Below are 23487 nucleotides of genomic sequence, written 5' to 3'. Positions count from 1 at the left end.
TGAATTATTTATTTTAATTTTCGACCTAAAATATTAGTACACACAGTTGTAAATACTACAATGCTAATAGAACTTAAAGGCATTAAAATAGCTGCGATTACTGGTGCTAATTGACCTGTGACTGCAAAATATAAGCCGATGATATTATATATAAATGAGAGCATAAAACTCCATTTAATGATTTTTATACCAGCTTTAGAAGCCTTAATGTATTGATAGAGTTCTTTAAATTTTAAAGCATCTAAAATGGCATCGCAAGCAGGTGAGAAAACATTAACATCTTCAGAAATAGCAATACCAACTTCACTTTGTGCTAATGCTCCAGCATCGTTTAAACCATCACCGATCATAAGTACTTTTGCACCTTCGGATTGATGGTATTTGATAAACTCTAATTTATCTTCGGGTTTTTGGTTAAAAATTAATTTGGTTTTAGCAGGAAGTAGTTTCCTTAAATTTTCGAGCTCACCTTCATTATCACCTGAAAGTATCACTAAATCAAATTGCTTTTTGAGTTGGTTAAATAATTTTGAGACCCCTTTTCTGTAACTATTATAAAATGTATATCTTCCTTTGTAAACTTCATTACTACTAATATGTACAGTAGTATTCAAAATCGAAGTTTCTTCAGGTTTGCCAACAAAACTTGCCGAACCAATTTTGAGATTTATATTATTGTGTTTGGCTTCAATTCCTTTTCCAATATGTTCCTTAAAACCATCTAATGTAACAATATTGTTTTCTTCTAGTATATTATATAGCGTTCTACTTAAAGGGTGATTTGATCCACGAAGCGAATTTTTAAGGACTAAATTTTCAGACTCGGATAATGATTGACCATCATATTCAGCATTACTACTTTTATTTGAAGTTATAGTGCCTGTTTTATCAAAAATAATGGTGTTGATTTGTGCTAATTGTTCTATAACACTGGCATTTTTTAAATAGAATTTTAGTTTTCCAAAGATTCGTAATAAGTTGCCAAATGTAAATGGTGCAGATAAGGCAATAGCACAAGGGCATGCAATAATTAATACTGCTGTAAATACATTCATGGCTTTACTAGAATCTGTAAACAGCCAAAAGGATGTAGCAATTATGGCTATAGTTAAAATGGTAATTGTAAAGTGTTTGCTAATATTATTTGTAATGTTTATAAAGCCATCTTCTTTGTCTTTGTTGAAAACGTCATTACTCCACAGTTGTGTGAGGTAGCTTTGCTCAACAGATTTAAGTGCTTCAAGTTCAATAATACCAGCAGTTTGTTTGCCACCAGCAAAGAGTTTGTCTCCAGATTGTTTTGAAACGGTTTGGGACTCACCTGTTACAAAGCTGTAATCTATTTTGGCTTTACCGTTTATTAAGATACCATCAACAGGAATTAATTCCTCATTTCTAATCAGTAAACGATCACCCTTTTTAATGTCATAGACCTGAATGGAATTTTCATTGCCATCTTTTTCAACTTTAGTTATGGCTATAGGAAAGTAGGATTTATAATCGCGCTCAAAGGATAAAAAGTCATAGGTTTTTTTCTGAAAGAACTTTCCAACTAGAAGAAAGAATACCAAACCAGCAAGGCTATCAAAAAAACCTGAACCTAAGTCGAACATGATTTCTATTGTACTTCGAATAAATAATACTGATACACCCAATGCAATAGGCACATCAATATTGAGGAGTTTTGCTTTTAAACCTTTAAATGCCGAAATAAAATAATCTTGAGCCGAATAGAAAACTATAGGAACAGATAGTGCAAACATTAACCAACGAAACATGGGTTTGTATTGTTCTAACCAATATTCGTTGACTTCAAAGTACTCTGGAAATGATAGAAACATAATGTTTCCGAATCCAAAGCCAGCAACTCCAAGTTTGTAAATCAAAGTTCTGTTGATATGTTTTTTGCCAGATTTAAAATCATTTAAACTGATGTAAGGTTCATAGCCAATAGAACTCAATAATAGAACAACAGATTTCAAATCTGTTTTTTCAGAATTATAGGTAACTCTAACAGTTTTTTTTCCGAAGTTGACTTGAGAATCAGAAATATTAGGGTTTAATTTATTGAGATTTTCTAATATCCAAATACAAGAGCTACAATGAATATGTGGAATATAAAGCGTTGCAATCTCAATAGATTCACTTCTAAACTCCGTAAGTTTTTCAATGATGTTTTCTTGTGAAAGAAAATCATATTTACCTTCAATTTCTTTTGGAATAGCTCCAGGGGAATTTTGTAAATCGTAATAACAGGTTAAATCATTTTCGTTAAAAATCTCGAAAACAGTTTTACAGCCATTACAACAAAATGATTTATTTTGAAATGTAATTGTATGATTTCCACAATCATCACCACAATGAAAACAAGTAGTGCTTTCCATTTTTATTTGCTCATTTATACCTGTAACAAAGGTGACACAACATTAACGTTTAAAATATGATATTTGTCATGTTCTTCGTATCTTTGAGATACGGCTAAAAACAATAAAAATGGGTAAATGTGAATCGTGTATTATTAAAGAATTTAACGCTTTAAAATCTTTAACCAGAGATGAGTTAATGCGTGTTTCTGCCTGTAAAACAGGAAAAATTTATAAAAAGGGGCAGGTGATTTTTGAAGAAGGTGAAACGCTAAATGGAGTTTATTGTGTAAGAGATGGTGTCTGCAAACTCACTAAGTTAAGTGAAAATGGAAAAGATCAAGTCGTTAAATTAGTTGTTAAAGGTGGACTTTTAGGAAAACGCTCTTTGGTTTCTGAACAAAAGACCAATTTAAGTGCTGTTGCTCTTAATGATATGGAAATGTGTTTTATTCCTAAGAGTGAAATAATGAATGATTTATCAAAAAACCCGAAATTCACCATGGATGTATTGCGAGAAATGGCTCATGATTTAAAGGAATCGGATGAGTCTTTAGTTAATATGGCGCAGAAGTCTGTAAAATGCAGAATGGCAGAAATCCTTATGTATATACATGATAATTTTGGGACTGATGATGAAGGGTATCTAAGTATTGTATTATCTCGTGAGGATTATGCGAGTATTGTAGGTACTGCTACTGAGTCTGCTATTAGAATACTCTCACAGTTTAAAAAGCAAGGTCTAATCTCTACTTCAGGTAAGCGAATAAAGATAGAAGATTATACTAGTCTTAAGTGGATAGAATAAAAAAACGCTCTGAATCTCAGAGCGTTTTTTGTTTAATCTATTCTAAAAGTTTTTATTTCCTTAAAAGGATTGGTTTTAACTTGCTTCATTTGAGTTTCATAGTCTTTCCATTCCGTATTAAAATAAGTATTTGTTTCACCTAAAAGCTCAGCTAGAGCATTTTTAGCATGTTCAATTAATATCGTCTCAGTTGAGGTGATACCTGTTTGACTGTTAAATACATAATTCTGAGCTGTTCTTAAACGCTGTAAAGGGGTCACTTCTGGATTTCTGGTAATTCCTTGACGTTTATCAACTTTCCCTAAGTATTTGTCTATTAAACTATCTAAAGCTTTTACAGTTTCTTTAGACGCTTCAATCTGGTCTTTGTATTGTTCTTTGTCGAGTTTTGACAGTTCTTTTTTATAAGTTTCAGCTATGCCTTTACTCTCAACTAATTGCTTTACGGCATTTGTAACGGTTTTTTGTAGTTCCTCAAGTTGTTTAGCAGTAGCATATACTTCATCTATGTTTTTTTGTGATATATTTAGTCTTGGATCTGAAGCTACCTTTATTGTAGTTTCCGATGTTAAGTCACCATAATATAAAATAGCTCTGTAAATGCCTGGTTTTACTGATACACCAGCGGGCTCTCTGGTTTGCTTTGTAATCGTTCTTGATGGTCTGCTTATACCAACTTCATTCATAAACCAAGTCCATTTATGGATGCCATTTTCTTTTGGGGCTTTTTGTTTTAGAGTTCTTATTAAACGATTACCATCGTATAGTTTTAAAGTTAATGAATCCCATTTTACACTGTCTTTTTCTATATTTCCTTTTTTATCACTAACAGTCTTATCACCTTTTTTTGAATCAGATTTCACGTCGGATTTTTCCAATTCTTTTTTATTAAATACATATGCGAAATGTGCGCCATAACCACGATTTTCACCATTATACAATGCATCTCCTCCAAAACGACTTCCTGTGGCTTGTTGATATGCAGCTTGATAAGCGGTTGGTGGATTAAATAATTCGATATTTGAATTCATTACTGATGGATTTTTAGCCATAGCTCTTAAAGGTCGTATATCATCTAAAACCCAGGCAGCTCTTCCAAATGTGCCAATTACTAAATCGTGCTCTCTAGGTTGAATAACTAAATCCTTTACAGATGTTGTTGGGAAGCCTTCTGTCCATTTAGTCCATTTTTCTCCGGCATTAAGTGAAATGTATAAACCGTCATCAGTGCCTAAGAATATTAAGTTTGCTTCTACTAAATCTTCTACAATGGCTAAAGTATAACTTTGTACATCGCGTTCGTCTACAATACGCTCCCAGGTTTTACCATAGTTTTTGGTTCTATATGCATAAGGAGTATAGTTAAAGCGTCTATAATCGTTTGCTATTAAAAGCGCTTCACCTTTCTTTTTATTAGATGCTTTGATTTGTGCTATCCAACTGCCTCCAGGTAATCCAAGAATATTTTTAGTGACTTCTACCCAGGTATTCCCACCATCAGTAGTGTAATGCACACGACCATCATCAGTGCCAGCCCAAAGCATATCTTTTTCGAGTGGTGAAGGTTCAATAACCAAAACAGTACAGTGATTTTCGGCTCCTGTAGTATCCATGGTTAAACCACCACTTTCAGATTGTTTTTGTTTTTCAGGATCGTTGGTTGATAAATCTGGTGATATAACTTTCCAGGTTTCACCTTTATCTGTAGATTTATGCACAAACTGGCTACCGAAGTATATCGTACTATTATCAAAAGGATCAATGTTTATGGCAGAATTCCAATTAAATCGCAACCTTACATCTGGATTGGGATGTGTAGGTCTAACACCATAATTATTACCTGTTTGCCAATCATAACGACTTACATAACCTTGTTGACTCATGGACCACCCATAGCGAGAATCATCGCGATCCGGGACAACATCAAAACCATCTCCAAAACTAATCTCTTGCCAGTAACTATTTCTAATTCCCTGTGCGCGCCATACATAAGCTGGTCCTCTCCAAGAGCCGTTATCTTGCATACCGCCATAGACGTTGTATGGATATTCATTATCGACATTAATATGATAGAATTGTGCTACAGGTAGGTTACCAATAAAACGCCATGTTTTGCCACCATCTTTAGTGATGTTCATGCCTCCATCATTGCCATCTATCATAAAATTACCATTATCTGGATGAATCCACCAGGCATGATGATCTGGATGTACTCCATTGCTCACTCCATATGCAGGCATGAGCTGTGTGAAGTTTTTGCCACCATCCTCAGAAACATTGACATAAGTATAAATGGAATATACTCTGTTTTCGTTTTGTGGATCCACATAAATTTCTGAATAATAGAATGGGCGATTGCCTATGTCGTTTTTATCATTAATTTTTGTCCATTTAAAGCCACCATCTTCACTTTTATATAAAGCATTCTTTTGGGCTTCAACTAAAGCGTAAACAATACTTGGCTTGTTTGGAGCAACAGCAATACCAATACGACCAAGATTACCTTTTGGAAAACCATCTTCGTCTGTGACTTTTTTCCATGTGTTTCCACCATCATGAGTCATGTGTAAACCAGAACCTTCTCCACCAGAATTAAAGAACCAGGGATCGCGCTTATGCTCCCACATTGCAGCAATTATTTTGTTTGGATTTGTAGGGTCCATTACTAAATCAGCAACTCCTGTTTTGTTATTTACGAATAAGATCTTATTCCATGTTTTCCCACCATCTGTGGTTTTGAATACTCCACGCTCCGGATGTTCTCCCCAAGGCGAACCAATAGCACCTACATAAACTACATCAGGATTTGTTGGGTCAACGATGATTCTATGGATGTGCCTTGTTTTTTCAAGACCCATAGCCATCCATGTTTTACCGCCATCAAGTGATTTATAAATACCATAGCCTCCATTTAATGAGTTTCTGGGATTACCCTCGCCAGTACCAACCCAAATAACGCTAGGATTAGACTGCTGAATTTCTACGGCTCCAATTGAGGCTGTTAATTCTTTTTCAAAAATTGGTTCCCATTTTATACCACCAGAAGTCGATTTCCAAAGTCCTCCAGAAGCTGTACCTACATACATAATATCTGGATTATTAAGAACAACATCAATAGCAGTGACACGACCAGACATACCACCTGGACCGATATTTCTTGGCGACATATTTTTTACCATGTCCATAGAAAATTCTTGTGCAGAAAGTGTTGCTATGCAGAAAAGCAATAGCAGAGATAGATATCTTCTCATTATTTTAGGGTTAGTTCAGAAAAGCTTAAAATTAATGAAAAGAAATTTTACAAATCTTAATGTGGTGTTAAGGTATTTTAAAGCCTGTTTTTTAATTCAAAAAAGCATTATTTTTACATAACGATGGAAGAGAAAAGAAAAAAATTAGGTTTCATTTTTAAAACCCATGAAGTACCTCATCAATCCCCTTTTGATAAGTTATTTGAAATCTTTAAAGAATTAATTACTTATACCTCTGGAGATTTTGATGAAGCCATTGATTGGTTAAAGCAACTCGACAAAGAATATGAGTTGACTACACCAGAGTATACGATTGATGACTTTATAGAAGATCTTAAAAATAAAGGCTATATACGAGAAGAAATTGACCCTACGGGTAGTGGTGATGGTAAAGGGAAAACTACAATTACTGCCAAAACTGAACGTGCTATACGTCAGCAAGCTTTAGATCATATTTTTGGTAAAATAAAACGCAGTGGTTCTGGTAATCACAAAAGTAAAGGAGTAGGTTTAGGAGATGAGCATACAGGTGATTTTAGAGCTTATCAGTTTGGGGATGCATTAGACAAAGTCTCAATGACTGAAAGTTTACGCAATGCTCAAATAAATCATGGTATAGGCGACTTCAGTTTAACCGAAGATGATTTGGTTGTAGAAGAGACGCTTCACAAAAGCCAAATGAGTACGGTATTAATGATCGATATAAGTCATAGCATGATTCTATATGGTGAAGATCGAATTACTCCAGCTAAGAAAGTAGCTATGGCCTTATCTGAATTAATTACAACACGATATCCAAAGGATACCTTAGATATTTTAGTATTTGGTAACGATGCATGGCCTATTAAAATTAAAGATTTACCATATTTAAAAGTTGGACCTTATCACACCAATACCGTTGCTGGGTTACAGTTAGCTATGGATATGCTTCGTCGAAAACGTAATACAAACAAGCAAATATTTATGATTACAGATGGTAAACCAAGTTGTTTGCGATTACCAGATGGTCAGTATTATAAAAATAGTAATGGACTAGATCCATATATCACAAATAAGTGTTATGCTATGGCTCAACAAGCAAGACGCTTGCATATTCCTATAACAACTTTTATGATTGCAGAAGACCCTTACTTAATGCGATTTATTAGAGAATTTACGCAGGCCAATAGAGGTAAAGCATTCTATACAGGATTAAAAGGTTTAGGCGAAATGATTTTTGAAGATTACGAGAACAATAGAAAAAGAAGAATTAAAGGATAGAAATGAAAATAAAAACTATAAAAACATTAGGCGAGCTTAAAAAATCAGGCTATCAATCAAAATCTATAAAAGATGAATTGAGAGATAATTTGATTGAAAATATAAAGAACAAAGTAACAACGTTTGAAGGTATTCACGGTTATGAAAACACAGTGATTCCAGAGTTAGAACGCGCTATTTTATCCCGACATAATATAAACTTGTTAGGACTTAGAGGACAAGCTAAAACACGTTTGGCGCGTATGATGGTAAATCTTTTGGATGCGTATATTCCTTTGGTTGAAGGTTCGGAAATTAATGACGATCCATTACAACCCATATCAAGATATGCGGTAGAGTTAATTGCCAAAAAAGGAGATGACACACCAATTGCATGGCTACACCGCGATGAGCGTTTTGCAGAAAAGCTAGCTACACCAGATGTTACTGTTGCGGATATCATTGGAGATGTGGATCCTATCAAAGCCGCAAATTTAAAATTGAGTTATGCCGATGATCGTGTGATTCACTATGGAATGATTCCACGTGCTAACCGTTGCATTTTTGTGATTAATGAATTGCCAGATTTACAAGCGCGTATTCAAGTAGCCTTGTTTAATATTTTACAAGAAGGCGATATACAAATAAGAGGGTTCAAATTACGTTTACCATTAGATATGCAATTTGTCTTTACGGCAAATCCAGAAGATTATACCAATCGTGGTAGTATTGTTACACCACTTAAAGATAGAATAGGGTCTCAGATTTTAACCCACTATCCAGATACTGTAGAAACGGCAAGAACAATTACTTCTCAAGAAGCAAATTTAGATGAGCGTCAAGCAGATGCTGTCTATGTGCCTGATCTGGCAAAAGACTTATTAGAACAAATCAGTTTTGAAGCTCGAGAGAGTGAATATGTCGATGTTAAAAGTGGTGTCAGTGCACGAATGAGTATTACTGCCTTTGAGAATCTTTTGAGTACTGCAGAACGTCGTGCTTTAATTGCTGGTGATGATAAAACCACAGTGCGTTTGTCGGATTTTATTGGAGTCATTCCAGCAATTACTGGTAAAGTAGAATTGGTGTACGAAGGTGAGCAAGAAGGTGCAGATTTTGTCGCCAATACGTTAATGGATGAAGCTATTAAAACCTTATTTCCTAAATATTTCCCTAAAATTGAAAAGTTAGAAAAACAAGGAGAAGAAACACCTTATGATGATTTAGTGTCTTGGTTTTTTAATAGTGAAGGCTTTGAGTTGTTAGATGACTATGATGATGCTACTTATAAAGCCAAGTTAGATGAGGTAACCCCTCTAGATGCTTTACTTGCAGATTACCAACCCGATATAGATCAACGCGATGTCTATTTTGAAAAAGAGTTTGTGCTTTGGGGCTTGGTGCAGTTTAAAAAATTAAGTAAGTATCGTTACTCTGAAGGCTTACAAATTAAGGATCCTTATGGCAGTTATATTAGTGGGTTGTAAACTAAAAAGGAAGCAATTTTGCTTCCTTTTTTATTACTCTTTTTGTGGTTCAAAGATCCACAAAGCTAAACCATTATTGAGGGGGGACTTAATTTTAAAGTATCTGATTTTTTTCAATAAGATATTTACTATTAATCTATTCTATTTTTTTCGGCTTCTATACCTGTTTTGCGTTTACGTGCTTTTTTAATTTCATTTCTTCCAAAATTATAGGTAGCACTAAAACGTACTTGTCTGCTATCGCTTCCACCATTACCATCAATAAATAGGTCTCCAAAACGTGTAGTACCTCGCCATGGAGATGTAAAGAGAATGTCATTAAAACCTAATCTGGCAGTGAGTTTATTATCCAGAAATTTTTTCTGAAATGCCAGGTTTAACGACCCTAAACTTTGGGTTTCATAGGTGCCTCCCCAAACTGAAGGAGAACTGTACCATCCAGAAACTTCGAACGTAATCGCTTTAGGAAGTTTAAACGTATTTTGTGCATACAGACTTAAGGTATTTCGTCTGGTTGATACAAAATCCGGGTTAGTAGCTTCATAGATGCTTCGGTAGGCGTTTACACTAAAATAAACACGCCACCAATCATTAAATTTTGTGGGATATGAAATACCGAGATTAATTATCTTTTGATTAGCTACATTTCGTTGAATAATAAAGTTTTGATCATCGCCAACAGCCTCAGTAACCTGAGCAAAAAAGTCGGATATAAAACTATAGCTTAATGATGTGGTTAGTCTGTAATTATAAGTGTGTGATAACTTTATATTATCCGTATACTGAGGCTGTAAAAATGGATTACCCTGTCTAAACGATAACTCATCAATTCTATACTGAAATGGATTTAAACTCTGATAATTTGGTCGTTGTATGCGCTTACTATAAATAAGGGCTAAACTATTTTTTTGATTCATTTGATATGTGATTCCTCCACTAGGAAACCAATTGGTATAATTGCGTTTTACACGATTATTAGCATTCACTTGATTGCTTTCTAATTGACCATCTGAAATGGTATTCTCCATTCTCAGTCCAAACTGTAAATTAAACTTATCAAGTTTTCGACTATAATTAAAGTAAGCGGCACTAATCTGTTCATCATAACTAAAATCATTGGATTGAGATTCATCTAAATCATTATTACCATTAGTTCTATCATAAGCATCAAAACTGTTCTCTGTATTTACTTTAGAATATTTTACGCCAAGACTCAATGTCCCTTTTAAAAAGTTTTGCTCGTAATCTATTTGACCAGATATAATTGAAATGTCTATAGGTGTATCAAAGAAGACGATATTTTCACTTAACACTTGTGTTTCGTCTTCGCTAAAATAGCGATTAGGTTGCAGGTTTTCGCGCTCGCTATCATACTTTCCGTAATCTAGATCTATATTTAAAGCATGCCCTAAAGTATCTTTAAATCTGTAGTTAATGTTTGTAAATAGATTAGCAGTTCTGTTTTTAGAATCACTACCAGCTACAAGAACTTCTGAGGGGTTATTAGTACTACCTAGTGTAATAGGAGTTCTTGAGTCACTTTCGGAATTGGAGTTATTAAAATTACCATTAATAATGATTCCAAAAGTAGATTTCTTATTGGCATAATAGTCAAAACCGAGCCTTATATTGTTGCGGTTACTGTCAAAAACACTTTCTGTTCTTGCATTAAAGTTTGTGCCATTTTGTGTGCGATTAAGATTGATGAAACTGGTACTTTTTCCAAAGAAGTTACTATAAGTACCATAGATACTTGTTTTTTCATTTCTGTTGTTAAAGGATATAGAATTACTGGTTCTGGCAAAATCACCAATGGTTAAAGACGATGCCACTGTGCCATTTGTACCTAACGATTTATCTCTTTTTAATATTATATTTATAATACCTGCATTGCCTTCTGCATCATAACGAGATGAGGGTTGAGTTATAATTTCTATGGACTCAATATCTGCCGCTTGTAAAGTTTTGAGAAAGTTGACCAAATCTGACCCTCTCAACACAGAAGGTCTGCCATCTATATAAAATAGTACGCCAGTTTTACCTTCAACAATAATACTATCTGAGTTGTCAATAATGATACCTGGTGCTTTTCGCAAAAGCTCAAAACCAGAATCTCCAATGGCATTTATGGTTCCCGCAACATTAAAAATAGTTTTGTCTGCTCTGACTTCTATCATTGGCTTTTCGGCAACAATAGTGACTTCGCCTAATTCTGCAGAATCTTCAAGCATTATAACATCAGAGAAGTTTTTATCACTATTACTCAATACAAACACTTCGGACTTATAATCTTTTAAGCCAAGGCTGGTTATTAAAAGCATATAAGAACCATTTTTAATATTTTTAAATTGAAAATTTCCTGAGTCATCAGAAAGTTCACCTTTTGCGAACCCATTGGTTTCAGTATTTAATAATGATATAATAGCTGAAGGAACGGGTTGTTGGTCTTCTGATATGATTTTTCCTGTAATAGAGTTTTGTGCTGTAATGGATCCAAAAAGGAATAGTAAGAGTAGTGTAAACGGTTTCATAGAATTGAATTAAAATTTATGATACAAATTTGAAATACTTATATATTTTACACACGTCATAACTGTTGAGTTGGTATATAAGACGATAAATAGGAATTCCTATTCGTCGGTATATAGGTCAACTCGCCTTTTTTTGATGGTATAGAGCCTATATATAAAGTATATTTGAATATTAAATCTTATTTATATGAAGAAGAAGTTTTACAATAAGAGGTTTATGTCAATAAAGGTTGGCGAACTCTTATGTTTTATTGGTTTCTATTTCTTTTTTGCAATTTTTTACTACATCACATTGTTTATTAATAGACAAGGTTATACAGATAAAAATGATAAGTTTTTTAATCTTATAACAGTTATTGATGATAGTGGCTTAGATTATTTTCTTAAATTTTTAATTACCATTCCTATTTGGTATTTATTATTTAGAAAACTTAGGCATTGGTCAATGTCTAAAAGGCTACTTCTGCATATAGTTTTACTACCAACCTTTGTTATCGTTTGGCAGCAGCTATATTATATTATTTGTGAAAAAATCGGTTTTTATCATCTGGGAGGAACAGGTCGTGTTTGGGATATATATATACCTGCATTATTTTATATTCTTCAGTTTGGTATTATGCATTCTTATACCTTTTATGTCGAAAACCGACGAAAACTAAAGTTAGAAGGAGAGTTAAGAACTGCAGCTCTAAAAAGTGAATTATCTGCAATAAAAGCACAATTGAACCCTCATTTTTTGTACAACATATTTAATACTATTAGTGCATCTGTACCACCTAAGAATGAGAAAACAAGACATTTAATTGCTGAACTTTCGGATTTGTTTCGTTACCAGTTAAAAGCCTCACAAGTAGAAAAAGTACCGCTTAAAGAAGAATTAGAGTTTGTTAATAAATATCTGGATTTAGAAAAGGAGCGTTTTCAAGAACGACTGAAGGTAGAAGTAAATGTTGAAGATAATTTGAAGTATGAAATGGTACCTCCTATGCTGTTACAGCCTTTAGTAGAAAACTCTATTAAACATGGTTTGTCATCATTGATTGAAGGTGGAAAAATTAGCATTTCAATATTTAAGAAACATGATAAATTACATTTTGAAATTTCAGATACTGGTATAGGTATTGAAGACAAAACTTCAGTTTTTGAAAAGGGTATCGGTTTAACCAATACTAAGCTTAGGCTTGAGAAAATGTACCAAAGCACCTTAAATTTATCAGATAATCAACCTCAAGGTTTAAAAATATCTTTTGCGATATGAGAAAAGTAATTATAGTTGATGATGAGGCTGCAGGACGTCAATTAATTAAGGAATATTTAGAAGACTACCCAGAGTTAATTTTATTAGGCGAGGCTAATAACGGTGTAGATGCTGTGAAGATAATCAATGAGTTTAAACCAGATTTAGTTTTTCTAGATATACAAATGCCTGGTATGACAGGTTTTGATGTACTTACGCATCTTGAAGAATTACCACAGATTATATTTTCTACAGCTTATGATCAATATGCACTTAAAGCTTTTGAAGTTCATGCTGTTGATTATTTGTTGAAGCCCTATACTAAAGAGCGTTTTAAGGTTGCAGTAGACCGTTTAAAGCAAAATACTGATGAGAATAAAGCTAGACCTCTAACGGAAAGTCTATTAATGGATGCACCAAAATTCCCAGAACGTATTTTGGTGCAAAGCCAAAATAAATTAGTGACTATAGCTGTGGAAGAAGTGATAAGAATTGAAGCTTATGGTGATTATTCAAAATTGGTAACCGAAAGTAAAATTTATGTTAGTAATTATGGTATTTCTACACTTGAAGAGAAATTAAATGACGCGATTTTTATAAGGGTTCACCGTTCGTCTATAATTAATCTTAAGGCTGTAAAGGAATTAAACAAATATACCAAGAGCTATGATGTTACTATGCTAAATGGCGATGTCGTTAGAGTAAGTAGAGGATATATGAAAAATATTAAAAAACTAATGTATTAACTACCAGGTATTACGGCTTTTAATATTGGCGTTACAGAGTCTTATTATTTCTGAGATTCTTTTTTCTTTGGTTGCTTCGCGTTTGGCACTATTTAGCCATGACAAATAGCCTTTTCTATAGCTTTTTGAAAACCCTAAATAATTCTCGTAAGCTCGTGGGTTTTTATCAAAAGCCAATTGTAAATCTTTTGGAATAACACCATTTTCAACATCATCCATTTCGGTCCATTTGCCAGTTTTCTTAGCTAACGTAATCATTTTATAACCAGACTCCTGAATTAATCCCTGAGCTTCAAGTTCAATAATGTATTTTTTATTGAGTGCACTCCAAGAGCTTTTAGGGTTTCGTGGTGAGAAGTATTGTCTACGTTTTCCATTACCCAAACTTTTTACCGTAGAATCTATCCAACCAAAACATAAAGCTATTTTAACAGCTTCTTCCCAACGCATGGTTGGTACTCCTGTTTCTAGCTTGTAAAATATGAGGTAAACGGCTTTGTGTTGATTATGATTAGTCAGCAGCCAATCGTACCAATCTGTACTACGTTCAAAATAGAGCTCAGGAAATTCCACAATACTTATAATTTCTTTGAATAAATATAATAATCTCTGTCTACTTTAAAGTCTGAACTTTCAATAGCCTTTGTTTTCCACTCAGAATTTGGAAATAACCATTCGGTCTTTCCGTCAATTTCAACTTCAATAGGCATGTCAAAGCCTTCTACAATATCTATATATCTATACTTAAGTTTACCGTTAGTGATATGATATTCTAAAGTCGGAATACGCACATCTCTTAAATACTGATTGAAAAAAGCGGATAAATCTTTATTGTTTTTTTTACTGATATAATCTTCTATTTGTTTAGTAGTTACAGTCTGGTGATAGAATTTTGAGTTCAAACCTCTGAGAATTTGCCTCCATAAATTATCATCTTCAATAAGTTGTCTAAGTGTATGAAGTAAATTAGCTCCTTTATAATACATATCACTTGAGCCTTCTTTATTAACGTTATAATAGCCAATTAGTGGTCTGTCGTTTTTAATATTTGCACGGGTACCAATTACATAGTCAGCGGAAGCTTCTTTACCGTAGTAATAATCTAAAAATAGATTTTCAGAGTATGCTGTAAAACCTTCATGAATCCACATATCGGCTACATCTTTGTTAGTAATATTATTGGCAAACCATTCGTGTCCACCTTCATGTACAATAATGAAATCCCATTTTAATCCCCAACCCGTACGCGATAAATCATTGCCCAAATAGCCGTTTTTATATTGATTGCCATAGGTAACAGAGCTTTGGTGTTCCATACCCAAATAAGGGACTTCAACTAATTTAAAACTATCTTCATAAAATGGATAGGGGCCAAACCAGTGTTCAAAAGCTTCCATCATTTTTGGGGCATCTTTAAAATGCTTTTTGGCTTTTTCTAGATTGTAAGATAACACCCAATAATCCATATCTAAAGGACCTTTCTCTCCTTTATAAACCTCAGAAAAATTCACATAGTCTCCAATATTAACGTTAACACCATAATTGTTAATTGGATTAGATACAAACCACTCGTATAATTTATAGCCGCCAAATTCATACTCGTAAGTTTCGCGAAGTCTGCCATTGGCAACAGCGATTAAATCTTTAGGTACATCTACAGCGATACGCATACTGTCTACTTCGTCGTACATATGATCTTTGTTTGGCCACCAAATACTAGCACCTATACCTTGGCAAGATGTTGCAATAAAATGTTTTCCATTTTCGTCTTTTTTCCATGAAAAACCACCATCCCAGGGAGCACGGACTGCCTCTTTAGGTTTTCCTGCATATTGTACGTAAAGTTCATTATATTCTCCAGGTACTTGCTTCTTTTTAAGAAAAACAAAATAGGCAGAACCAATTTTGTTATAGTCTAACTGTTCATTATCTTGAGAAAATGCAGTTATTTCTAATGGCTCTTGCAAATCGATCTGTATTACATTATACGATTTTAATACCTTATAGCGTATAATGTTGTAACCTGCAATATATTTTTTATTAGGCTGGATCTTAATATTAAGATCATAATAGTTTAAATCCCACCATTCACGCTCTGGTGTGATACTTCCTCTTAGGGTATCTTGTCTTGTGAAGTTTTTCTTGTCTTGTAGCAATTGGGCTTGGACAGTTGAAAATAATACTATAAAAATGATGAATAATATGTGTTTCAAAATCTAATGGATTTTTAGTTTTAAGTATTTGATAAACATTATACTTCCGATTAATAGGTTACATCCGAGATATAAGTAACCAAAAACGATGAGGTTTTTATAGTTTTGATTAACAGTTTCAAATTCAGATAATTCAGAAATTAAGGCTAAGACCATAAAAAGATTAAGACCTATAAATACTCCCGAAATCAATAAGCCTGATAGAGGCTTTCTATTAATTACCTGATACATAAGAATAGCTAATAAGCCCATGGCTATTGGGTTGAAAAGATTGGCCGTTAAAATCCAATAATATATAACCGAAACGATTAAAAATATTTCAGGTATTAAGGACTTTAGTTTTGCAATTCTCATAGTTGTTATCTGATAATTTTATTTGGAAAAACTACAATACTCTCATGACCATCGTTACCTATAGCAGCAACTCCAAAAAGAAAGTTGTCAATAACAATGCCATCTAAGGTAAATTCTGTGATATTGCCAACATAGCGACTATTATCCCAAGTAGGAGATGTAGTATCTCTCCAATACACTTTATAACCTTTGGCACCCTCAACCTTATCCCATTGCAATTTAGCAGAAGCTTCTACAATGCCACCAATACCAACATCTTTAGGTGAAGGTGGAGCAGAGGCGAGGCTTGCTATAGTAATGGCATTAACAGCAGTTAATTTTTTACAATAAGGGAAATTAACATGCTCAAATGTATCCCCATAATTTATACCATTTTCGGTTCGTAAGTCCTGATGTTGCTGTGTGTAATTTTCGTGCGCTTCCATTATTCTAATTCCCGCAAAGCCTACATCATTAAAAGGTCTGTGATGTCCACCACGACCAAATCTATCTAAACGATAGACTATCATAGGGTTCATTTCTGGCATATAGGTTTTTGTAGTTTTATATACATAACGAGCCAATTGACGAGAAATTCCATCAACTTCACCACCATAAAAACGTCGAGCTCTGGCTTGTCTTTTTAATTTATCTGCATCTTTTTCTCCAGTAGTTATAGGTTCAGAGAATATTCTGAATGTACGATTATCAATGACACCATCTACTCCAGCTATATTACCAATCATATCATTGTTTAAAACACCAATGATATCCCAATCATTATCTTGTGCATATTTAGCCATGCCTTGCCCACCAAATAAGCCTTGTTCTTCACCAGATAGACCTAAATAAACAATGCTGTTTTCAAATTTGTATTTAGAGAGAACGTGTGCAGCTTCAATTGCTCCAGCCATTCCTGTTGCATTATCGTTTGCACCAGGTGAATCAGAGGTATAATCTGTTGGGTCGGATACTCTTGAGTCTATATCTCCACTCATAATAATATAACGATTAGGATACTTTGTACCTCGTTGAATAGCTACAACATTAACCACCATTACATCTTTTACAATGCGTTGATTCCGTCCTTTTTCTACTAAATCTTTTTGATAAAAAACTTCTAAACAATTATTACAGTCTTTAGAAATATTATCGAATTGCGATTTTATCCAACGTCGGGCAGCACCAATTCCACGTGTGTCAGAAACTGTATCACTGAGGGTATGCCTTGTACCAAAATCCGCAAGTGTTTTTACATCTAATCGTAAACGTTCTTCTGAAACAGCATCAATGATATCATATATTTTTGGATCGGTTTGCGCTTCAAGTAATACTGTAGACGCTAATGTAATGGCTATAAAAATTAGTTTCATTGTGATGGTTTTTGTTAGGAGTTTAAAAATACAGCTTAGAAATCACAATGTTTTAAAATATTTGTTAACACAATGTTTAGTTGTCTTTTGCCTTAAGAACTAATGTTCCAAATATATTGGCATCTATCCACCCACGATCTTTGTCAGCTCCTTCAACAAATACAGACCCAATAAAATTTTCACGATGTTTGCTATTATCGTTATCGCAGTAAGCCAATGCAAAACCAACATTTTTATTGGCCTCTAGTTTTACGGGTTTATTTTGCATATCGTCAATGTAAGCGTCGTCATAGAGTAAAATCTTTACTTCCCAAACCGTAGTGTTTCCATTAGTCTGCCTAGCAGATGTAACATGAGAATTGTATAGTTTGCCTTCTTTTGTATGATTAACATCAACGACGTTCCCTTCTAAATCTACATGATACGCAAAAGCATTATGATTATATTGGTGACCACCACCACTGTTATCTTCATCAACAAATATTTCTAAGCAATCTTCATCCCACCAACTTTTTAAGGGGTCTTTGTATACATCTCTTAATTTATCATCTTTGATTTCGGCTAACAGATAGAGCGCTTCTTCTGTCCAAGCCAACTTATATTTTCCTTGAAAATCATCTTTACTAAATGCACTTCCGATCCACAATTGATCTATTGAGTGCCATTTGGCTTTTTTCCATATGTCTTCATTAGCTGCACCATCTATAGTAGGACTTTCTTCAGTATGATTTACTTCGATGAGTTGTTTAATGGGTTTGGTGTTTTCTTTTTTATGATAATTGAATTTTACAGTTTCTACTTTATCTTTTTCATTAATATCTACTAAGACATTCATTTCGGTATCACTGATTTTTTCAAAGCTCATACCTTCAAAAACAACTTTATTTTCAGTAATATATTTTAAAGGAAAATCAACAGTTCTATCTTTAGTTTCCCAACCTTTTAAATCTGGACCAAAATGTTTTAATTGAAGAACAAGACTGTTTTCGATTTCGCGAATTACTTCGATTTCATAGAAGATAACTTTACCGTCATTTATTAACTTATAAGTAGCCATCATTGAGCCACCTGAAGGTTTACTCCAGATTTCTTCAGTTTGTCCTCCAAAAGCATTGCCATGCCATGTTCCGGAAATCCATGCTATATTTTCTAGTTTTGGTTCTAGTGTGTTTTCTTGCGAGTATACTATAGAAGTTATAGATAAAAGCAAGATTATTATTAAATGTCTCATGATTTAGTTTTATAATTAAGACGGTTGCCAAAAATAAAAAGAGACATTTTACTGAATAAAAGTCACTTTTGATATGAGCCCATCTTTTATTTCATAAATAGCAATAGCATAAAATGTTTTTCCATTTATAGTCACTTTTTCTTTATCTATAACTTTATTTCCAAGCACAATTCTATTCATAATTTCGGCATTGAGATCTGGTACAGATTGAAACATGGTTTCATAGCGTTTTTTTAATGCGTCATTACTATCTGAAGTTAAATTATCTGGAAATAAGTAAAGTTTAATATCTTTAGAATAGGTTTTTGCAAATTCGTCTATATCTCTAGAGTTATATGCTTCTAATTGCTTGTTTACAATAGTTTCTGGATTGGATGTTGCATTTTTATTTCTAACAAATGTCATGGCATTTATATCATCTTTATCGACATCATAAATTGTGGCTTGTCTTATAGTTAAATTATTAATAGTTACTAACTCTTCGTCAATAACATAATTATTTAAGATGATTCGGTTTAGAATTTTAACATTAGCTTTTTTATTATTTCTAAAAAATTGCCTGTAATTTTCTTTTAATGAATTTCTACCAGCATACATATAATCTTTTGGAAAACGATTAACAACTACATCGGAGTCAAATGCATTGGCAAAATTTGTTAGCTGTCTTTTGTTAAATGGTTCAACATGTTTTTGTACTACTGCTGCTGCTTGTACTTCAGTTAATAGGCTGAGATTATTGTTGTTATTAGATGTGTTAGTGTCTTGGCCAGTATTAGGTGTTTCTGAAAGTAAATCTCCGGTAAGTAATAGCTTTGTTCCTTCGGGATTAGTACTTAATCGTGTGATATTAGCTATGCCATAAGACGATAAATCTGCAACTTTCTTCCAGTTATTATCGCGTTTTAATGTAAGTTTATATAAGACTCCATCTTTACCAGAAAGAAGTGTTTTATTGTTTAACCAACATATATCTTCAATACCTTCAATAGTATTGGCAATGAGTTTAGTTATGCCTGTTAATGGATTAAGAGATCTTATTTGCCATTGTTTATCACTTTCTTTATAGATAAAACTTACTAAGTTAGAATTTGGTATTTTGTGAAACGAACGCCCAACATTAGTTGCATATTTTCTGCTTTTGTTTTCTGAAATATTGGTAACAAACAAATTAAGTTGATCGTCTTCAATTACCGCTGAAACGGTAGTGTTGTCATCATACCATGTGTAATAAGCCACTACTAAATCATTAATAAGCTCAGTAGATTCTCCATTACTTAAGTTATAAGTATACAATCTTTGTTTTCCATCTTTATCTAATCTCACAGCAGAAACCGCATTTTTATTCGGAATCTTTAATGGTGTGTATTCACCACCTTCAGTAGAATTAATATATATCTTTGAATTATAGTTAATATTATATTGTGCTATATCAGTTTGTTCATTTCTTGTAGAGGCAAAAAGAACTTTATCCTCATTTAAAAATGAGGGTTGACTATCATAACCTTCATTGTTAGAGATATTCTTACCATTATATACATCTATTTTATTGTTAGTAATCTTAATATCAAATAAAAAGATTTCACTATTGGATTGCCCAAAACCTAAAAGGACAGAAAAAAGACTTAGCAGTGTTATTACTTTCATATATACTTATTTGTCGCATTTAAAATTATGAAATTATAAGTTTAAAAGGAATATTTGAGGTCATTGTTATATGTTTTTTATCGGAAATATGTGCAAAATTTAGGTTTTTAACGATTTATCATACGTTTTGTAGAAGCAATATTAATACACAGGGAAATTTCAGTTGGTTTGTATAGAGTTCGAATAAATAAAAATAAACTACACATGAAAGCTACTACATTAAAAATTGCATTCACTTCAGCATTAGTTTCTGTAGTTTTTATTGGAACGTCATTTGCAAATAATACTTCATTACATGAGGTTACCGAATTGTTAAATGAAAATTCAGTTACCCCAAATACATTTGATGATAGTAGACGTAAAATAAGAATAGGTTTTACTGCTCCTAATACTCTACATAGACAGTTGCTTTTAACGGAAGATGAAAATGCAACATCGGGCATTGATTGGGGTTATGATGCTGCATATTATGCAACAGAATATGATGATATGTATTGGTTAATTGAAGGGCAAATGTTTACAATTCAAGGGACAAATATTGTAAATGAAGCTTCAAATTTCCCATTAGGATTCCATACAAATGACAATGGTTTAAGTACAATAGGTATTGACGCATTAGAAAATATTTCTAATGACTTTAACCTTTACTTATATGATAAAGAGCTTGAGGTTTATCATAATTTAAGAGACAGCGACTATCAGTTTTATACAGAAGCAGGTGAATATTTAGATCGCTTCGAATTGGTTTTTACTGAGTCACAAGATTCTTCAGCATCCTTGTCTGTAGAAGAAAACGAAATTGAAAAGTTTAAGTTTTATTATAATAGTAGTACAAATATATTAGTGCTAAATAATATGTCTAATGCAACATTAAAAGCATTATCAATCTATAATATAGCGGGTCAATTAGTATATAACTATACGCTAAACCTAACCTCGAAAAGGCAAGAAATTAAGTTCAATGACCAACCTGTTAAAGGTGCTTATATAGTACAAATTGAGACGGAGCAAGGAGCCGTTTCTAAAAAGATACTATTACATTAATCTAAACCGCAATAAGGCTTAAATTGTTTTATATTATTATCAACAGACTTTTAGAGTCACACCTTCTGGCTTTATATTTTTACAAAACCTTAGTCTACATAACATTTTAATATTATTGATTTAATTGTATTGTAAGATAATAACTACAAAATATGCATTTTGTCGAATAAAATGTTGTTTTTATCGATTAAATGTATATATTTGCCTAAGTGATTTAACACAACTAATTCATTAAATTGGTAGCGTACCTCACTTTATCAACCCAAATCTATGAAAGCAAAGCTACTAAGTCTGCTATACATTATTACTAGTTTCACTAGTGCTCAAACTATCGAATTTGATAATAGTGGTAATGACTATATTGAATACCAAAATGGTAATTTACCTATTATAATATCTGCACCACATGGTGGAACTATGAATTCTAGCATTTTACCAAATCGATCTTGTGGTACTAATGAGCCCGACGATAACACTGCAATTTTGGTACAAGCCATTCAAGATGAAATATTTGCTTTAACTGGAGGTTATGCTCATGTTATTATAAATAGGCTACACAGAAGAGAATTAGATCCAAATAGAGCATATATTGAAGCCACATGTAGTACTAATAAAAATTTTGAAGACTCTAACCAGGCCCTATACTATTGGAAGGCATATCACGATTTTATTGATGAAGCAAGTGCCACAGTTACATCTAACTGGGGAAAGGGTTTATATATAGATTTACATGGACAAAGTCACACTACTCCAAGGATTGAAATAGGTTATAGAATTTCTCGTAGTGATATCAATGATGCATCAAATGATCATTTAAATACTGTTTCGGGTTCTTCACTAACCAATTTAGCTAATAATAATATTAATAGTTATTCTTTAGAAGATCTTGTTAGAGGAACAAATAGTTTGGGAGCCTTGTTCCATAGGGCAAATTATAACCCATATAGTGGATCTGGGTCTACTGCAAATACAAGTGCTCATTATGCTTATTTAGATTATCCTGGCTGTAATAGAAATAATACTTTTGGATACAGGGCTACACCTAGTGATTATAATTTTGGTGGTGGTAGTTGTAATGACCAAAGACCTAATAACAGTAATTACTTTAGTGGCTTTTACTATAGTAATGAGAGACACGGCTCTGCTAATATTGATGTTGACGTTCTAAATAAGGTAGGTAACAGCTATATCGTACAACAAGTAAGTGCTGCGGGAACTGTAGACGGTATAATGACAGAAGTAAATAGGCGTGTTAGGGATGTAGGTAGTACTTTAGAACCTTTTGCAAAAGATTATGCTAATGTGGTATTAGAGTTTATTAACCTTCATTATAATGATTTTGCAGGGTTTAGTTACAGTCAATCCATTTATGATATATCGGATTTAGACGAATCCCCTACATTAACAACAGGTGTTACTGGAGGAATTTATATAAGTTCACCTTTAGGATTGTCAATAAATCAAAATACAGGCGAAATTGATTTTTCAGAATCCACGCCTGGAGATTATACAATAACGTATTCTGTAGGACCTACGTCACCAATTACATTACCTCATAGGTATTATAGTTCTAATCAAAGTATAACAGTTGAAGACAATTCACTAGGAATTAACAACTATACAATAAATTCAGTTGAGGTTAAGCCAAATCCAACAAAATCAGTTGTCAATTTTACGGCAAATACCATGATAAGTTATATTAACTTATATAATATATTAGGACAAAAAATTAAGACATTTAAAGTTTACCATAGTGAAGGTATTTTAGATATAAAGAACTTAACAGATGGACTCTATATTTTAAAGTTTAAATCATCAGATTCAAATCAAATAATGACAAAAAGAATAATTAAAAATTAGTAATTAATAAAGATTATTATAGTGAAGTGATTTTTTAATCTTCATGTTTTTAGTTAGTTAGTGAAAAAATCTCAAGGTTTTTAATCTTGGGATTTTTTATTTTAAAATTTTGTTACTACATTTGTAG

The 23487-nt window shown here is 33.0% G+C and carries 16 protein-coding genes; 7 read left to right on the top strand and 9 right to left on the bottom strand.

Annotation, left to right across the window (positions count from 1 at the left end; genetic code table 11):
- Positions 1 to 8: 8 nt before the first annotated feature.
- Complete coding sequence (locus tag Q0912_RS15280; protein WP_299116686.1) at positions 9 to 2384, bottom strand: heavy metal translocating P-type ATPase metal-binding domain-containing protein; 2376 nt, start codon at positions 2382 to 2384, stop codon at positions 9 to 11.
- A 109-nt stretch (positions 2385 to 2493) separates the two neighbouring features.
- On the opposite strand from Q0912_RS15280, the gene Q0912_RS15275 reads away from it, so the two are divergent.
- On the top strand, positions 2494 to 3171 hold the full coding sequence (locus tag Q0912_RS15275) for a Crp/Fnr family transcriptional regulator (RefSeq protein WP_299116684.1): 678 nt from the start codon (positions 2494 to 2496) through the stop codon (positions 3169 to 3171).
- Between the two features lie 32 nt (positions 3172 to 3203).
- Here the strand turns inward: Q0912_RS15275 and Q0912_RS15270 are convergent, their stop codons facing one another.
- On the bottom strand, positions 3204 to 6422 hold the full coding sequence (locus Q0912_RS15270) for a hypothetical protein (RefSeq protein WP_299116682.1): 3219 nt from the start codon (positions 6420 to 6422) through the stop codon (positions 3204 to 3206).
- Positions 6423 to 6545: 123 nt separating this feature from the next.
- Between Q0912_RS15270 and Q0912_RS15265 the strand changes: the two genes are divergently transcribed.
- The gene (locus tag Q0912_RS15265; protein ID WP_299116680.1) at positions 6546 to 7682 is read left to right on the top strand and encodes a VWA domain-containing protein; all 1137 of its coding nucleotides are present in this window, start codon (positions 6546 to 6548) and stop codon (positions 7680 to 7682) included.
- A gap of 2 nt (positions 7683 to 7684) precedes the next feature.
- Positions 7685 to 9148 (top strand): magnesium chelatase, encoded by a 1464-nt coding sequence (locus Q0912_RS15260; protein ID WP_299116678.1) that lies wholly within the window; start codon positions 7685 to 7687, stop codon positions 9146 to 9148.
- 131 nt (positions 9149 to 9279) lie between these two features.
- Here the strand turns inward: Q0912_RS15260 and Q0912_RS15255 are convergent, their stop codons facing one another.
- On the bottom strand, positions 9280 to 11679 hold the full coding sequence (locus Q0912_RS15255) for a TonB-dependent receptor (protein WP_299116676.1): 2400 nt from the start codon (positions 11677 to 11679) through the stop codon (positions 9280 to 9282).
- Positions 11680 to 11866: 187 nt separating this feature from the next.
- On the opposite strand from Q0912_RS15255, the gene Q0912_RS15250 reads away from it, so the two are divergent.
- Both Q0912_RS15250 and Q0912_RS15245 read left to right on the top strand, forming a co-directional pair.
- On the top strand, positions 11867 to 12937 hold the full coding sequence (locus Q0912_RS15250) for a histidine kinase (RefSeq protein ID WP_299116674.1): 1071 nt from the start codon (positions 11867 to 11869) through the stop codon (positions 12935 to 12937).
- On the top strand, positions 12934 to 13662 hold the full coding sequence (locus Q0912_RS15245; protein ID WP_299116672.1) for a response regulator: 729 nt from the start codon (positions 12934 to 12936) through the stop codon (positions 13660 to 13662). The genes Q0912_RS15250 and Q0912_RS15245 overlap by 4 nt, the downstream gene beginning before the upstream one ends.
- Here Q0912_RS15245 and Q0912_RS15240 read toward each other — a convergent pair whose 3' ends face one another.
- From Q0912_RS15240 to Q0912_RS15215, 6 genes are all read right to left on the bottom strand, one after another.
- A complete protein-coding gene (locus Q0912_RS15240; RefSeq protein WP_299116670.1) occupies positions 13663 to 14235 on the bottom strand; it encodes a YdeI/OmpD-associated family protein in 573 nt (190 codons plus the stop codon).
- A 5-nt stretch (positions 14236 to 14240) separates the two neighbouring features.
- Positions 14241 to 15875: a M1 family metallopeptidase gene (locus tag Q0912_RS15235; protein ID WP_299116668.1), complete on the bottom strand. Its 1635-nt coding sequence runs from the start codon at positions 15873 to 15875 to the stop codon at positions 14241 to 14243.
- A 3-nt stretch (positions 15876 to 15878) separates the two neighbouring features.
- Complete coding sequence (locus Q0912_RS15230) at positions 15879 to 16229, bottom strand: hypothetical protein (protein ID WP_299116666.1); 351 nt, start codon at positions 16227 to 16229, stop codon at positions 15879 to 15881.
- A 5-nt stretch (positions 16230 to 16234) separates the two neighbouring features.
- Positions 16235 to 17581: a M28 family metallopeptidase gene (locus tag Q0912_RS15225; RefSeq protein ID WP_299116664.1), complete on the bottom strand. Its 1347-nt coding sequence runs from the start codon at positions 17579 to 17581 to the stop codon at positions 16235 to 16237.
- Between the two features lie 76 nt (positions 17582 to 17657).
- Positions 17658 to 18812, bottom strand: coding sequence for a DUF6265 family protein (locus Q0912_RS15220; protein WP_299116662.1), 1155 nt, complete (start codon positions 18810 to 18812; stop codon positions 17658 to 17660).
- A 48-nt stretch (positions 18813 to 18860) separates the two neighbouring features.
- The gene (locus Q0912_RS15215; protein WP_299116660.1) at positions 18861 to 20456 is read right to left on the bottom strand and encodes a nuclear transport factor 2 family protein; all 1596 of its coding nucleotides are present in this window, start codon (positions 20454 to 20456) and stop codon (positions 18861 to 18863) included.
- Positions 20457 to 20660: 204 nt separating this feature from the next.
- Here Q0912_RS15215 and Q0912_RS15210 point away from each other — a divergent pair, with 204 nt between their 5' ends.
- Both Q0912_RS15210 and Q0912_RS15205 read left to right on the top strand, forming a co-directional pair.
- Positions 20661 to 21500, top strand: a complete 840-nt coding sequence (locus tag Q0912_RS15210; protein ID WP_299116658.1) for a T9SS type A sorting domain-containing protein — start codon at positions 20661 to 20663, stop codon at positions 21498 to 21500.
- Positions 21501 to 21770: 270 nt separating this feature from the next.
- Positions 21771 to 23360 carry a T9SS type A sorting domain-containing protein gene (locus Q0912_RS15205; RefSeq protein WP_299116656.1) on the top strand — a complete coding sequence of 530 codons (1590 nt, stop codon included), beginning with the start codon at positions 21771 to 21773 and terminating at the stop codon, positions 23358 to 23360.
- Positions 23361 to 23487 lie beyond the last annotated feature (127 nt).

The sequence above is a fragment of the uncultured Winogradskyella sp. genome, from assembly GCF_947498345.1.
In the GTDB taxonomy this organism is placed as follows: Bacteria; Bacteroidota; Bacteroidia; order Flavobacteriales; family Flavobacteriaceae; genus Winogradskyella.
Note: the sequence above shows the minus strand (reverse complement) of the source record. Positions and strands in the feature narration are given on the sequence as shown.

What these genes read in the sequence shown, in the direction of transcription:
- Q0912_RS15280 (WP_299116686.1), bottom strand. Translation starts at nt 2,384, where the DNA reads ATGGAAAGCACTACTTGTTTTCATTGTGGTGATGATTGTGGAAATCAT.
- Q0912_RS15275 (WP_299116684.1), top strand. Translation starts at nt 2,494, where the DNA reads ATGGGTAAATGTGAATCGTGTATTATTAAAGAATTTAACGCTTTAAAA.
- Q0912_RS15270 (WP_299116682.1), bottom strand. Translation starts at nt 6,422, where the DNA reads ATGAGAAGATATCTATCTCTGCTATTGCTTTTCTGCATAGCAACACTT.
- Q0912_RS15265 (WP_299116680.1), top strand. Translation starts at nt 6,546, where the DNA reads ATGGAAGAGAAAAGAAAAAAATTAGGTTTCATTTTTAAAACCCATGAA.
- Q0912_RS15260 (WP_299116678.1), top strand. Translation starts at nt 7,685, where the DNA reads ATGAAAATAAAAACTATAAAAACATTAGGCGAGCTTAAAAAATCAGGC.
- Q0912_RS15255 (WP_299116676.1), bottom strand. Translation starts at nt 11,679, where the DNA reads ATGAAACCGTTTACACTACTCTTACTATTCCTTTTTGGATCCATTACA.
- Q0912_RS15250 (WP_299116674.1), top strand. Translation starts at nt 11,867, where the DNA reads ATGAAGAAGAAGTTTTACAATAAGAGGTTTATGTCAATAAAGGTTGGC.
- Q0912_RS15245 (WP_299116672.1), top strand. Translation starts at nt 12,934, where the DNA reads ATGAGAAAAGTAATTATAGTTGATGATGAGGCTGCAGGACGTCAATTA.
- Q0912_RS15230 (WP_299116666.1), bottom strand. Translation starts at nt 16,229, where the DNA reads ATGAGAATTGCAAAACTAAAGTCCTTAATACCTGAAATATTTTTAATC.
- Q0912_RS15225 (WP_299116664.1), bottom strand. Translation starts at nt 17,581, where the DNA reads ATGAAACTAATTTTTATAGCCATTACATTAGCGTCTACAGTATTACTT.
- Q0912_RS15220 (WP_299116662.1), bottom strand. Translation starts at nt 18,812, where the DNA reads ATGAGACATTTAATAATAATCTTGCTTTTATCTATAACTTCTATAGTA.
- Q0912_RS15215 (WP_299116660.1), bottom strand. Translation starts at nt 20,456, where the DNA reads ATGAAAGTAATAACACTGCTAAGTCTTTTTTCTGTCCTTTTAGGTTTT.
- Q0912_RS15210 (WP_299116658.1), top strand. Translation starts at nt 20,661, where the DNA reads ATGAAAGCTACTACATTAAAAATTGCATTCACTTCAGCATTAGTTTCT.
- Q0912_RS15205 (WP_299116656.1), top strand. Translation starts at nt 21,771, where the DNA reads ATGAAAGCAAAGCTACTAAGTCTGCTATACATTATTACTAGTTTCACT.